This window comes from Pandoraea sp. LA3, from assembly GCF_022696215.1.
In the GTDB taxonomy this organism is placed as follows: domain Bacteria; phylum Pseudomonadota; class Gammaproteobacteria; order Burkholderiales; family Burkholderiaceae; genus Pandoraea; species Pandoraea capi.
This window is the reverse complement of sequence record NZ_PTPY01000036.1, coordinates 57,584-68,965: the sequence shown is the minus strand read 5'-3', so window position 1 is coordinate 68,965 and position 11,382 is coordinate 57,584. Positions and strand designations below refer to the sequence as shown.

The 11,382-nt window shown below is 65.5% G+C and carries 11 protein-coding genes; 1 reads left to right on the top strand and 10 read right to left on the bottom strand.

Features of this window, described 5'->3' with window-relative positions; all coding sequences use genetic code 11:
• Window positions 1–5: 5 nt before the first annotated feature.
• The 7 genes from fliL to fliF form a co-directional block, all read right to left on the bottom strand.
• Entirely contained in the window at window positions 6–440 is a 435-nt protein-coding gene (fliL, locus tag C5N93_RS18845; protein ID WP_240493695.1) for a flagellar basal body-associated protein FliL, read from the bottom strand.
• Between the two features lie 347 nt (window positions 441–787).
• Window positions 788–2,209: a flagellar hook-length control protein FliK gene (locus C5N93_RS18840; protein WP_242560491.1), complete on the bottom strand. Its 1,422-nt coding sequence runs from the start codon at window positions 2,207–2,209 to the stop codon at window positions 788–790.
• 19 nt (window positions 2,210–2,228) lie between these two features.
• Complete coding sequence (fliJ, locus tag C5N93_RS18835; protein WP_069344504.1) at window positions 2,229–2,681, bottom strand: flagellar export protein FliJ; 453 nt, start codon at window positions 2,679–2,681, stop codon at window positions 2,229–2,231.
• A 12-nt stretch (window positions 2,682–2,693) separates the two neighbouring features.
• Window positions 2,694–4,409, bottom strand: coding sequence for a flagellar protein export ATPase FliI (fliI, locus tag C5N93_RS18830; protein ID WP_242560490.1), 1,716 nt, complete (start codon window positions 4,407–4,409; stop codon window positions 2,694–2,696).
• Window positions 4,403–5,062, bottom strand: coding sequence for a flagellar assembly protein FliH (gene fliH, locus C5N93_RS18825; RefSeq protein WP_242560489.1), 660 nt, complete (start codon window positions 5,060–5,062; stop codon window positions 4,403–4,405). The genes fliI and fliH overlap by 7 nt, the downstream gene beginning before the upstream one ends.
• A gap of 19 nt (window positions 5,063–5,081) precedes the next feature.
• On the bottom strand, window positions 5,082–6,080 hold the full coding sequence (gene fliG, locus C5N93_RS18820) for a flagellar motor switch protein FliG (protein ID WP_083254264.1): 999 nt from the start codon (window positions 6,078–6,080) through the stop codon (window positions 5,082–5,084).
• Entirely contained in the window at window positions 6,067–7,758 is a 1,692-nt protein-coding gene (gene fliF, locus C5N93_RS18815) for a flagellar basal-body MS-ring/collar protein FliF (protein ID WP_242560488.1), read from the bottom strand. Before fliF ends, fliG begins: the two co-directional genes overlap by 14 nt.
• Before the next feature lie 400 nt (window positions 7,759–8,158).
• Between fliF and fliE the strand changes: the two genes are divergently transcribed.
• Complete coding sequence (gene fliE / locus C5N93_RS18810) at window positions 8,159–8,494, top strand: flagellar hook-basal body complex protein FliE (RefSeq protein ID WP_069344507.1); 336 nt, start codon at window positions 8,159–8,161, stop codon at window positions 8,492–8,494.
• A 356-nt stretch (window positions 8,495–8,850) separates the two neighbouring features.
• On the opposite strand, the gene C5N93_RS18805 is transcribed toward fliE, so the two are convergent.
• The 3 genes from C5N93_RS18805 to C5N93_RS18795 all read right to left on the bottom strand — a co-directional run bounded on the left by C5N93_RS18805 (window position 8,851) and on the right by C5N93_RS18795 (window position 11,341).
• A complete protein-coding gene (locus C5N93_RS18805; RefSeq protein WP_242560487.1) occupies window positions 8,851–9,306 on the bottom strand; it encodes a hypothetical protein in 456 nt (151 codons plus the stop codon).
• 218 nt (window positions 9,307–9,524) lie between these two features.
• Window positions 9,525–9,890 (bottom strand): EscU/YscU/HrcU family type III secretion system export apparatus switch protein, encoded by a 366-nt coding sequence (locus C5N93_RS18800; RefSeq protein ID WP_150722811.1) that lies wholly within the window; start codon window positions 9,888–9,890, stop codon window positions 9,525–9,527.
• Window positions 9,887–11,341, bottom strand: coding sequence for a flagellar hook-length control protein FliK (locus C5N93_RS18795; RefSeq protein ID WP_242560486.1), 1,455 nt, complete (start codon window positions 11,339–11,341; stop codon window positions 9,887–9,889). Before C5N93_RS18795 ends, C5N93_RS18800 begins: the two co-directional genes overlap by 4 nt.
• Window positions 11,342–11,382 lie beyond the last annotated feature (41 nt).

Genomic DNA, 11,382 nt, shown 5'->3' with positions numbered 1-11,382 from the left:
ATCACTCACTGAATTACGAACGCGGTGAACAGGACGTCGCCCACGGCTTGCTGCGGCATGTTGGCGGCAAACGGCTGCGCGACCAACGTACGAATCTCGCTAGCCAGACGGCGCTTGCCGTCGATCGTCGCCAGATCCTGCGGCTGCTTCGACGACAGCAACAACAACACGCGGCTACGCACTTCGGGCATGTGCTGCGTGATGCGGGCTTGCGTTTCGGCGTCGGCTACCTTGAGCGACAGGCCGATGTGCAGATAACGTTCGCCGTCGTCGCCCTGGAGATTCACCGTGAACGGATCCATGCTCACAAAGACGGGCGGCGGAGGCGGCGGCGGTGCTTTTGCCGTTTCGTGACGTCCGGTCAGCAAATACACGGCCGTTGCCGCGCCAGCCGCTGCCATCAGCGCAACCGCCACGATCAACAGAATCCATTTGCGCATGCCCCCTCCGGAGGGAGCCGCGGCTTGCGTCGGTGCGGGATTTGCCATGTATTCGCCTGCTATTGGGTAATGATTGTCGGCCAACCCGCCAGGGGGTGATCGGCCGAAAAGAAGGGACAATCGCGTCTAACTCGCGTCTTTGTCTTAACGGCAGAAAAACCCGCTTGCTTTAGGGCACCGTGATGCGCTGCGTCACGCGGTCGCGGCCTGTCGGGGCCGACGGCACGGACGTACAACCTCACGGATGCCGGTACTTGTGCCTGTTTTCGGGACGCATGGACGCCGTGCCGTGCGAGGCGACGTCGGTGATGTCGGTGACGTCGCCGTCACCGGTATCCCGGACAGGCTTACGCGAACGTGTCGACGAAACCGTTGCTGGCGCGCACCGGCACGCTCACCGTCGTGGCGATCGGGCCGTCGTCGGTCTGGCCGAAGCCCGACGTGCCACGGCCATTTCCACCATTGCCGCCATTCCCGTTGCCGTTACCGTTCGCGCTTTGCTGAGCGAAGGCCTGTTGCTGCGAGCTGTCGCTGCTCACGGTCGCATTGCCCAGCGCGATGCCGTTGTTGGCAAGGCTGTCGCGCAGTTGCGGCAGCGCGGCTTGCACGGCGTCGCGCACGGCGGCGTGCTGGGAGACGAACATCGCCTGCGCCGAGTCGTTCGCTACGTTCAGCACCACGTGCAGCGGACCGAGATCCGGCGGATTCAGGCTCAGTTGCGCCGTCTGGGCGTGCGCGCTGGACAGCCACACGACCTGTTGCGAGAGCTGGTTGTTCCAGTCCTGCGTGCCGACGCGTGCGTTCAGGGCGAGCGCGGCGGGCAAATTGGCCTGCGCCTGTAGTTGCGGCTGGGCGTCGACGGCAGGGGTTGCGGCTTGCGCCGCCTGTGCCGCTGCCTGCGTTGCGGCTGTGGCAGCTTGAGTCGCGCTGTCGCGGTTGCCTTGCGCCTGTGCGAGGGCATCGGCCATGCGTTGAGCCGTCTGCGCGTCGGTGCTCACCAGCGGGGCGGCCTTGGGGTCCGTGGCGGCCGGCTGCGCGGTGGTCGCGGTTTGTGCGGACGTGGCGTTCTTCGCCAGCGTGTCGAGCGAGATACCGCCCGTCGGGCTGGTCGTGGCGGCCGCGGGCGTGACCGTGCCCTTCACGGGCGCAGCGGGCGCGGCTGCCGTGGTCGTTGCCTTGGCGTCGGTATCGGTGCCTGCCGGCGGCTGGCCCGTCAACTGCGCAGCACCTGCGGCCTGCATCGCACCGGTTACGGCGGCGGTGATGGCCGCACCCACGCCGGGCTTGCCGTCGGTGATCGTCGCGTCCGTGGTTGTCGTCGCGGCGGCGGGCGGCGTCGTGACTTGCAGCGGTGCGTTGTTCATCGCGGCGAGCGCAACGGCCAGTGCAGCGGCCGGATCGCCCGGGGCGGCGGCCTGTGCGTCGTCTTCGTCATCCTTGCCGTCATCGGTATTCGACTTCGACGGTTTGTTCGAAGCGGTCGTTTGGCCCGATTGCGCCGTCTGGCCAGCCTGGGTGTTCGACGCGTTATCCGTCGATTTGGTGCTGGTGTTTGCGGCGTCGGACGCATTCGTCTGATTGGCCTGCGCAGCGTTGTTGTTCGTACTGGCGGCGCTCGGCTGAACGCTCTGACGCGTCTGTTGCGAGAGCACGGTGGCGAACGGCAATGCGCTGGCGTCGTCGCTGTTCGACGATCCGGCACGATTGTTACCGCTCACGGCCTGCCTGGCTGCGCCAGCGGCATCGGTCAGGAAGCTCAGAATCGACATAGTGGGCTCACCTATTCCTTCAAATCGGGGATTCGGCACGACGGCGCAGGCTGCGCGCGGCGTACTCGTCGTTTTCCTTCTGCTCGCGACGCGCCACACGCAACGCGGTGCGGGCTTCTTCGCGCGAAGCGAGCGTGCCAAAGGAGTTCAGGCGGCGCTGCTGCGCCTGCCATTCGCGGCGCGCGGCCGCCAGACGCTCTTCCGCCTGCTGGAGCAGCATGGCCTGCTGTCCGATGGCGGTATCGAGCGTATCGATGAATTGCTGGAAGTTGCGCCAGTCGCAGCCCGCCATGCCCTGAATCGTCGCCGTCTGCATGCGCGTGCGGTATTCGTGACGATACTGACGCAGCGCTTCGAGCTGACGCTCGACCTCGGCGCGTTGCGTCTGACGCTCGCCAAGCAGGCGCGCGGCTTCGTCCACGTCCTTCTGGGCGAGTTCGATGAGCAACTTGAGGGGCAGGGTGGAATTCATGGCCGCCTCCAATTAATGGAACAGACCGCGCAACTGCTGCACGGCGTCCGGATAACTGGCCCGCTCGCGCATTCCCTGTTGCAGGAAGCCTTCGAGACGGGGATAGAGCTCGATCGCCTGATCGAGCATCGGGTCGCTGCCCGGCGCATACGCGCCCACATTGATGAGGTCGCGGTTGCGCTGGTAGCGCGAAAGCATCTGCTTGAAGCGGCGCACCGTGTCGAACTGCGCGTCGTCGATGAGTGCGGCCATGGCCCGGCTGATCGATTGTTCGATGTCGATGGCGGGGTAATGACCCGACTCGGCGAGCTGACGCGACAACACGATGTGCCCGTCGAGAATGGCGCGCGCGGAGTCGGCGATCGGGTCCTGCTGGTCGTCGCCTTCGGTCAGCACGGTGTAGAACGCCGTGATCGAGCCGCCGCCGTCGGGGCCGTTACCGGCGCGCTCGACCAGCGCGGGCAGCTTGGCGAACACGGAAGGCGGATAACCCTTCGTGGCAGGCGGTTCACCGATGGCGAGCGCGATTTCACGCTGGGCCATGGCGTAACGGGTGAGCGAATCCATGATCAGCAGCACGTCTTTGCCCTGATCGCGGAAGTACTCGGCCAGCGTGGTGGCGTACGCCGCGCCCTGCAAACGCAGCAGCGGCGAGACGTCGGCCGGTGCGGCCACGACCACGGAGCGCGCCAGACCGTCCGGTCCGAGAATGTTCTCGATGAAGTCCTTCACTTCGCGGCCGCGTTCGCCGATCAGACCCACGACGATGACTTCTGCCTGCGTGAAGCGGGCCATCATGCCGAGCAGCACGCTCTTGCCCACGCCCGAACCCGCGAAAAGGCCCATGCGCTGACCGCGTCCTACGGTGAGCAGGGAGTTGATGGCGCGCACGCCGACGTCGAGCACCGATTCGATGGGCGCGCGGCCCAGCGGGTTGATCGGCACCGAGGCGAGTGAGGCGCTGTCGGTCATGCCGAGCGGACCGAAGTCGTCGAGCGGACGACCCGCGGCATCGACCACACGACCGAGCAGCGCCTCGCCCACGGGCAGGCGCTTTCCATTGTGGCGTTGCGACGGCAGCGGGCCGTCGGCGGCGGGCTCCATCGGAAACACGCGAGCGCCGGGCAGCAGACCTGCGACTTCCGTCTGGGGCATGAGAAAGAGGCGATCGCCGCCAAAGCCGACGACTTCGGCTTCGGCCGTGGCCGGTTCGCGCGAGGCGTCGTGCACCGGCAGTTCGATGAGGCAACCGGCACCGACCGGCAGACGCAGGCCGACGGCTTCGAGCACCAGACCGGCCGCTCGGGTGAGGCGGCCGCATCGGCGCGTCGGCTCGATGGCGTGCACGTGGGCGATGCGCTCGCGTAGCGTGTTCTGCCAGCGGCGCAGATGCGCGTCGCGTGCGATCTCGCGGGGATTCAGGGCGTTGTGTTGCGTGGACCCGGCGGTCTTCGGCGCGGACGCGGCTGCATCGGCATCGCTATCGGCAGCGGTGTCGTCAGCATCCAGTGACGGATCGACGACATCGCTGTCGTCGTGATCGTCGGGTTGCAGCGCACCGGCCTGCGCCGCGTGCGTGGTCGTGTCGATCTCATCCCACAGTCGCACCGAAGGCGTGGTGCCGTCGTTCGCCGGGGTGGGCGACGGCATCGCCGGGTCCTGCGTATTCTCGGTGCTGGGCAGCACCGGCGCATGCGCGGCGAGTGGGGTGAGTTCGACGTTTACCATGGCAGATCCTTGCCCAGGGCGGCCATCACGCGCTGCCAGCGGGTGGCGATGGTGGCGTCGACTTCGCCGCTGGCCGCTTCGGCCTTGCAGCCGCCGCGCTCGATCGTGGGGTCGGCGCGTACGGTCCAGCCGGCGGCACGCAGTTCCACGCCGACATGCGATTCGACGAGTTCGACGTCTTCCGGATTCAGCAGCAAACGGGGCGAGCCCGTCAGCGGATCGTTGGCCAGCAGGTCGCGCACGATCGGCAGCAGCGTTTCCGGGCGGATCGTGAGCGTTTGATGCAGGGCCTGACGCGCAATGTCGAGCGCCAGCCCGAGCAGCGGCTCGGCCACTTCGCGGTCGATGGCGTTCACCGCGTCGCCGAAACCGTGGGCGATGTCAGCGAGTTGGGCGGCGCGCGTGTCGACTTCGTGCTGGCCGTCGGCCTGACCTGCGGCATACCCTTCGGCGTGGCCGGCGGCGTAGCCCTGTGCGTGACCTTCGGCGCGGGCTTCCTCGCGCCACGCGGCGATCTGTTCGACGAGCGCGGGGTCGTCGAGCGGGCTGGGCGGTTTGGGTTGCGGCGGTGGCGGGGGCGGCGGCGGGTCGAACGATGCCATCTCCCAGCGTTGCCAGGCGGAGAGGCGTTCTTTCGGGATGATGGTCGACATACGCGTGGGCCCCGTTGCGTTACACGTACGCGTCGTCGCCGCGGCCGCCGATCATGATGGCGCCTTGATCGGCCAGGCGCCGCACCACTTGCAGCACCTTCTTCTGTTCGGACTCGACTTCCGAGACTCGCACCGGGCCGCGCGATTCGAGGTCTTCGCGCAACAGTTCGGCCGCGCGGGCCGACATGTTCTTGAAGAACTTCTCGCGCAGCTCGGCCGGCGCGCCCTTGAGCGCGATGATGAGCGACTCTGACTCGATTTCCTTGAGCAGTACCTGAATGCTGCGGTCTTCCACGTCGAGCAGGTTCTCGAACACGAACATCTCTTCGACGATCTTCGCCGCGAGGTCCGAGTCGTAGTTACGCACGGCTTCGATGACCGACTCTTCGTGCACGCCGCCCAGATAGTTGAGAATTTCCGCCGCGGTGCGTACGCCGCCCATCGGGCTGCGCTTGATGTTTTCGCTGCCCGAGAGCAGCTTCGTCAGCACGTCGTTCAGCTCGCGCAGCGCAGCCGGCTGAATACCGTCGAGCGTGGCGATACGCAGCACCACGTCGTTACGCAGACGTTCCGTGAAGAGCGCGAGCACTTCCGATGCCTGATCGCGATCGAGGTGCACGAGAATCGTGGCGATGATCTGCGGGTGCTCGTGGCGGATCAGCTCGGCCACGGCGGTGGAGTCCATCCACTTCAGGCCTTCGATGCCGCTGGTGTCGCCGCCTTGCAGAATGCGCTCGATCAGGCCCGCGGCCTTGTCGTTGCCGAGCGCCTTGTTGAGCACCGAGCGAATGTATTCCGACGAGTCCAGTGAGAGCGCCGAATGCTGTTCGGCTTCGAGCACGAAGTCCTGCAACACGTCCGCGATCTGGTCGCGCGTGACCTGGCGCAGCGAGGCCATCGCCGCGCCGAGCTTCTGAACTTCACGCGGGGCGAGGTACTTGAAGACCTCGGCCGCTTCATCTTCGCCCAGCGACATCAGGAGGATGGCGCTGCGTTGGAGTCCCTCAGCCGCGCTCATCGCCACCACCCACCCATGCTTTGACTACCGTTGCCACGATCTTCGGATCCTGTCGCGCCACCTGGCGCGCGTACTGCAAATTACGCTCGTAGGCGCTGATTTCGCCGCGTTTGCCGCCTTCACCGTCGGCGCTCTCGCCATCGCCGCCTTCGGCACCGGCCGCGCCACCACCACCGGCACCGGCCAGCGTCGGCTCGGCGGGCGGCGGCGGGGTCAGGTGCTTGCGGATGGCCGGACGAATCACGCCGAACCACAGATACAGTCCGATCAGGCCGATGAGCACCCACTTGCCGACCTGCTTGGCCAGTTCGATGTTCTGACGCTGGCGCCACCACGGCAGGTTGGCTTCCGGATCTTCCTCGACCGTGAAGGCGCTGTTGACGATGTTGATCGTGTCGCCGCGCTGGCCCGAGAAGCCGATGGCTTCCTTCGACAGATTCTGGATCTGGTCGAGCTGCGCCTGCGTGAGCGCCACCATGGCGGGCTTGCCCTTCGCATCCGTGCCCGGACGATAGTTCACGACAATCGCCGCCGACAGACGCTTGAGGCCGCCGGTTGCCTGTTGTACGTGACGAATCGTGCGGTCGATTTCGTAGTTGGTCGTGGCGTCCTTGCGATCGCTGCGCGGCCCTTGCGGCGCGCTGGCGGCACCCGGCGTTGCGGCGCCTTGCTGGGCGAGCTGCTGCTGTTGCGGCTGCGTGATCGGCGCGGTGGCCTGCCCCGGCGGCTGGTTCGACAAGGCGCCCGGCACGCCGCCTGCGGCGTTCGCGCCGATCTGCGACGCTTCGCTGCTTTGCTGGCTGCGCACCGCCTGATCACCCGAGTTCGGCTTGTAGTTCTCCGACGTCTGCTCGACCTGATTGAAGTCGACGTCTGCCGTGACCTGCGCGTGCACGTTGCCCGGGCCGACGATCGGGTTCAGGATCGCTTCGATGCGGCGGGCATACGATTGTTCGAGCTCGCGAACGTACTTGAGCTGGCTGGCGTCCAGGCCCAGGGCGTTGCCGCTTTGGGCGGAGAGCAAATTGCCGTTCTGGTCGAGCACCGTGACATTCTTGACGGGCAGTTCCGGCACGCTCGACGCGACCATGTGCACGATGGCGCTGACCTGCGCATCGTCGAGCACGCGACCCGGGTAGAGCGTGACGAGCACCGAGGCGCTCGGCTTTTGCTGTTCACGCACAAAGACCGACGGCTTCGGGATCGCGAGGTGCACGCGGGCGGCCTGCACGGCGGAGAGCGATTCGACCGAACGCGCGAGTTCGCCCTCGAGGGCGCGCTGGTAATTGACCTGTTCGGCAAACTGGCTGATGCCGAACTTTTGGTTGTCCATCAACTCGAATCCGACCAGACCGCCCTTGGGCAGGCCTTGTGAGGCCAGACGCAGACGTACGTCGTGCACCTGTTCGGCCGGCACCAGAATGGCCCCGCCGCCCTCGGCGAACTTGTACGGCACATTCATCTGTTGCAGCGACGTGATGATGGCGCCACCGTCGCGATCGCTCAGGTTGCTATACAGCACCTTGTAATCGGGGGCACGACTCCACAGGAAGACGGCGATCAGCAAGGCGACGAGCGCCGCGCCGCCGATCAGCAGCGGCAGGCGCTCACGCGAGCGCAGCTGCGCGAGCAGGGGCGGCTTGGCGGCGACGTCCGCCGTCTGGGTGGCGGCATTCATGCGCGGCTCCACGCCAGAGGCGTTGACATGACGTTCATCGCGGTGGAAGTGCTCACTAACATGCGACAGAATTCTCCGGGTACGCTTGGCATTGCGCTCACGTCCCTGGGGGCTTAAGGATTGGAAAGAATCCTGTTGCCGGTGCGCACGATGCCGATGGTCCTGATTATTCGTTGACGAATGTGGAATCGTTCTGAGGATTAGGCGGGTCTTTTCCCGTTAATTAGGCTATTGAGGGCTTGCCAAGCGGTGGTAAGCTCCGACGTGACTGATAAAAGGCATACCGGTGGGGTTGGCGCGAATTCGAACCCATTCGCGTGACTGGCTGGGTGCCGACGGCGTTTTTACCGCTTCAGGCATCTTCATCGCATCGTCGACGAGACAAGCAAGGACAAGGATCATGGCCATTCCGGGGATCGAATCGGTACTGCAAAAGCTGGGCGGCGTAGCGTCGCAGGCGGCGGGCTCGATCATGGGCACGACCAGTGCCGGCGCGGGTTCCGTGTCGAAGACGGGCGGTTTTGCCTCCGAACTCGAAGCGTCGCTCAAGCGCGTGTCGGCTTCCCAGCAGGGCGCCGAAGCGCAGGCGCAGGCGTTTGAAATGGGCACACCGGGCGTGGCGCTCAACGATGTCATGGTCGATATGCAAAAAGCCAACATCGGCTTCCAGATGAGCCTGCAAGTTCGCAATAAGCTCGTTTCGGCCTACACAACCGTGATGAACATGCAGGTCTGATACCGAGCCTGCTGTGGCGGTACCCAGAAGCCCCGTCCGATGACGGGGCTTTTTGTTGCTTGGTGTGAATGGTGTCTAAAACCAGTTCCGTGCACCATGTAAAAGACGCATGATCTCGATATGCGGTGGATCCCCGCGATGACGATAAATCGCGAGATAGGGCGTGCGTCGAACAAGGAATTCGCGAGTTCCCGTTACTCGGCCGAGACGGCCCAGGCTCGGATAGCGTTGCAGCCAGCAAATTTGTGCGGAAATCTCCTGAGATTGCCGCTTCGCCGCGGAAGCGTTTTTCAGGAGAAGGTATCTGAGCGCGTCATAACGCTCGCTTGCCGCGCGACGTGTCCAAAAAATCGGGATCACGCGTCACCGCCCCGAATCAGATCCTTCGCAGCCGTTTCAACGTCCTCATTCGATACCCATTCCGTCGCAGGGTCGTCTGCTTCCAACAGGGCATCCTGAATGGTTTCCAGTACCCAGTTGTCATAGTCGATAGCGCTCCTCGGTGTTGGTCCGGGAATGACTGAAAAGGTCAATACGCCCAAGGCATGCAGAAAATCCGAGGCGTCGCCAAGCGAAGAAAAGACCCGGCCGGTAGAAGATGCACCGTCGGTCAGTAATCGAAGCTCGTCTGCAATGAACATTTCAATACGCCAGAACTCACCTTCCGATACGACGAAGACACCGGAGCGGTCCCCGGTAACTCGATCAACAAAATCGTTACAGGAAGGTGTTGGCATGAGCGGGGCAGTGATATGTGACGTGCGGGAATGCGCGGGCGGCAGACGGGTGTCTGCTAAGGCAGTGTGGTGCATGGTGGTCTGCAACGTAGGGGTCAATGGGCGGGTGTTTCCGAAGAAACCCTGCAGACCATGCTATTGATCCCTTTATTGGATGCGTACTGACGCCGAACGCTGCCGCGAGCGTGGCTATCAAAAGTACTGAAAATTCAATTCACTAGAGAAAGCGCGCCCATAGTCGAAATCGGAAACTTCACGCCGCGCGTGCGCTGAAAGACCTAGCGCCTGCGTTGTCAGGTCGACGGCGTTGGCGCTGGCGGTGTGGCGGACGCCGGGGCGTCGGTCGGGACTTCAGGCGGGAGCACGCCCGGTGGCAGCGGGGGCGGCTTGCCGCCACGGCCCGCTTCGAGCTTGTATAGCCAGGCCAGCAGCTCGGCGACCGCCTGATAAAGCTGCGCCGGAATGCGCTGGTCGAGATCGACCTGCATCAGAAGACTTACCAGCTCAGGCGATTCGTGCACGTACAGGCCATGCTCACGCGCTGTGCGCACGATCGTCTCGGCAAGCAGGCCGTACCCCTTCGCCACGACACGCGGGGCCGAATCCTTCGCGCCGTAGGCGAGCGCGACGGCCGTGCGACGCTCCGGTGGCAACGTCATGCGTTACCTCCGGCATTCGGTACGTTGGGGGTCTCATCGCCGACCGGCACCGGCAAACCGGCAACCTCGGTATCGGACATCGGCGCTTGCGCATTCGCACTCGTCATCGCACCGACCGCCGACGCGGCATCCGACGCCTGCGTCGCGTCATCGGCTTCGCTGAGCGCGCCGAACGACAACTGACTCGCAATCAGACCGACGGACGCCAACCGCTGACGCAAGTCTTCGCCTTCGTTGGACAGTACATCCGTGGACGCGGTCGAATCCGTCAGCAGCTTCGCCTGCAACTGCTGGCCTGACAAACCGAGCGTGACGTCGATGGTGCCCAGCGACGGCAACGTCAGACGCAAATGCGTGTGCCATGTGGACGGCGCAGCCGCTTCGCCCGGCGCCTGCTGGCCCGCGCGCTCCTCGACCTGCCACTCCATCGGCGCACCCGGCCACGCCATGCCGTTCCACTGAAACTGGGGATTGACCAGCATATCGAGCTGCTGACGCACGAGCGTCACGCTCTCCGCGGGCGTGTTCGCCACGGCGGCGATTGCCCCGGCGGCACCGTGTTGCTGCGGATTCGTCGCGGCATTGGCACCCAGCGAAGGGTCCCCGCCATCATGCCCTGTCGGCAGCACGCCGCTGGTCGTATGCGCCACGCTCGCGGCATGCGCCAGCGCGGTCGCGGTGTTGGGGAGATTGGCGCTAGCCCGCAGGCCCCCATCGGCAGCATCGGCATTCGCAGCCTGCGCCGGTGCACCGGGCGGGGGAGTCGCAGGATTCGCAGTCGCCGTCGGCAACGTCAGTGCCGATGACATGGTAGATGGACCCAATGCGGGCCATCCTGTCGCCAAAGCCGCTTCGCCGCCCGCCGGTCCGAGCAGGCGCGTGAGCGGCCCCGGGCCCGGCAACGTGGCGTCGGCGCCAGCGGCACGCAACTGTGCCGCCAGATTGGCCGAAGCCGGCCAACGCAACTGCGGCTCGGCCTGCAATTGTTCGAACGAACGGCTGCCCGACGCCCATTGCGACAGATGCGATTCGTAGAACAGCCCGCTCGTCGACAGCGCTTCCTTGAGCGCTGCGGCGACCAGCGGCGCGAGCGCCGGGGCGCCGGTGCCGGGGGCCGCCGGCCACACCGGCGCGCTCGCCTGCACGGGGCCGGGTGAGTCGGGGGCGAGACGCAGAATGGTATCGATGGTGCGCGCGGCCGCCGAGAGCGTCGCCTGCTGGATTGGCGTTGGCGCGCGCGCCGCGGCTTGCGACGTCGCATTGCCCAGGGCAACCGCAGTGGGTGAGGTCTTGGTGGCGAGATCGCCGAGCGCGGAGGTGGCGTCGCCGGACGGCTGCGAGCCGGCAATGGCGTTGGGGGCCGTCGTCGAGGAGACACCTTGCCCCATACCGAGCAACGAGTCGAGCCGCCGGGCGAGCGTCGTGGCCAGAACCGAGTCGAGACCGGCCATGCCTTACTCCGAGATGCGGACGACGTGACGCGCGTCGCGCG

What these genes read in the sequence shown, in the direction of transcription:
- fliJ (WP_069344504.1), bottom strand. Translation starts at nt 2,681, where the DNA reads ATGAATTCCACCCTGCCCCTCAAGTTGCTCATCGAACTCGCCCAGAAG.
- fliH (WP_242560489.1), bottom strand. Translation starts at nt 5,062, where the DNA reads ATGTCGACCATCATCCCGAAAGAACGCCTCTCCGCCTGGCAACGCTGG.
- C5N93_RS18840 (WP_242560491.1), bottom strand. Translation starts at nt 2,209, where the DNA reads ATGTCGATTCTGAGCTTCCTGACCGATGCCGCTGGCGCAGCCAGGCAG.
- fliE (WP_069344507.1), top strand. Translation starts at nt 8,159, where the DNA reads ATGGCCATTCCGGGGATCGAATCGGTACTGCAAAAGCTGGGCGGCGTA.
- C5N93_RS18795 (WP_242560486.1), bottom strand. Translation starts at nt 11,341, where the DNA reads ATGGCCGGTCTCGACTCGGTTCTGGCCACGACGCTCGCCCGGCGGCTC.
- fliF (WP_242560488.1), bottom strand. Translation starts at nt 7,758, where the DNA reads ATGAATGCCGCCACCCAGACGGCGGACGTCGCCGCCAAGCCGCCCCTG.
- fliI (WP_242560490.1), bottom strand. Translation starts at nt 4,409, where the DNA reads ATGGTAAACGTCGAACTCACCCCACTCGCCGCGCATGCGCCGGTGCTG.
- C5N93_RS18800 (WP_150722811.1), bottom strand. Translation starts at nt 9,890, where the DNA reads ATGACGTTGCCACCGGAGCGTCGCACGGCCGTCGCGCTCGCCTACGGC.
- fliG (WP_083254264.1), bottom strand. Translation starts at nt 6,080, where the DNA reads ATGAGCGCGGCTGAGGGACTCCAACGCAGCGCCATCCTCCTGATGTCG.
- fliL (WP_240493695.1), bottom strand. Translation starts at nt 440, where the DNA reads ATGCGCAAATGGATTCTGTTGATCGTGGCGGTTGCGCTGATGGCAGCG.
- C5N93_RS18805 (WP_242560487.1), bottom strand. Translation starts at nt 9,306, where the DNA reads ATGCACCACACTGCCTTAGCAGACACCCGTCTGCCGCCCGCGCATTCC.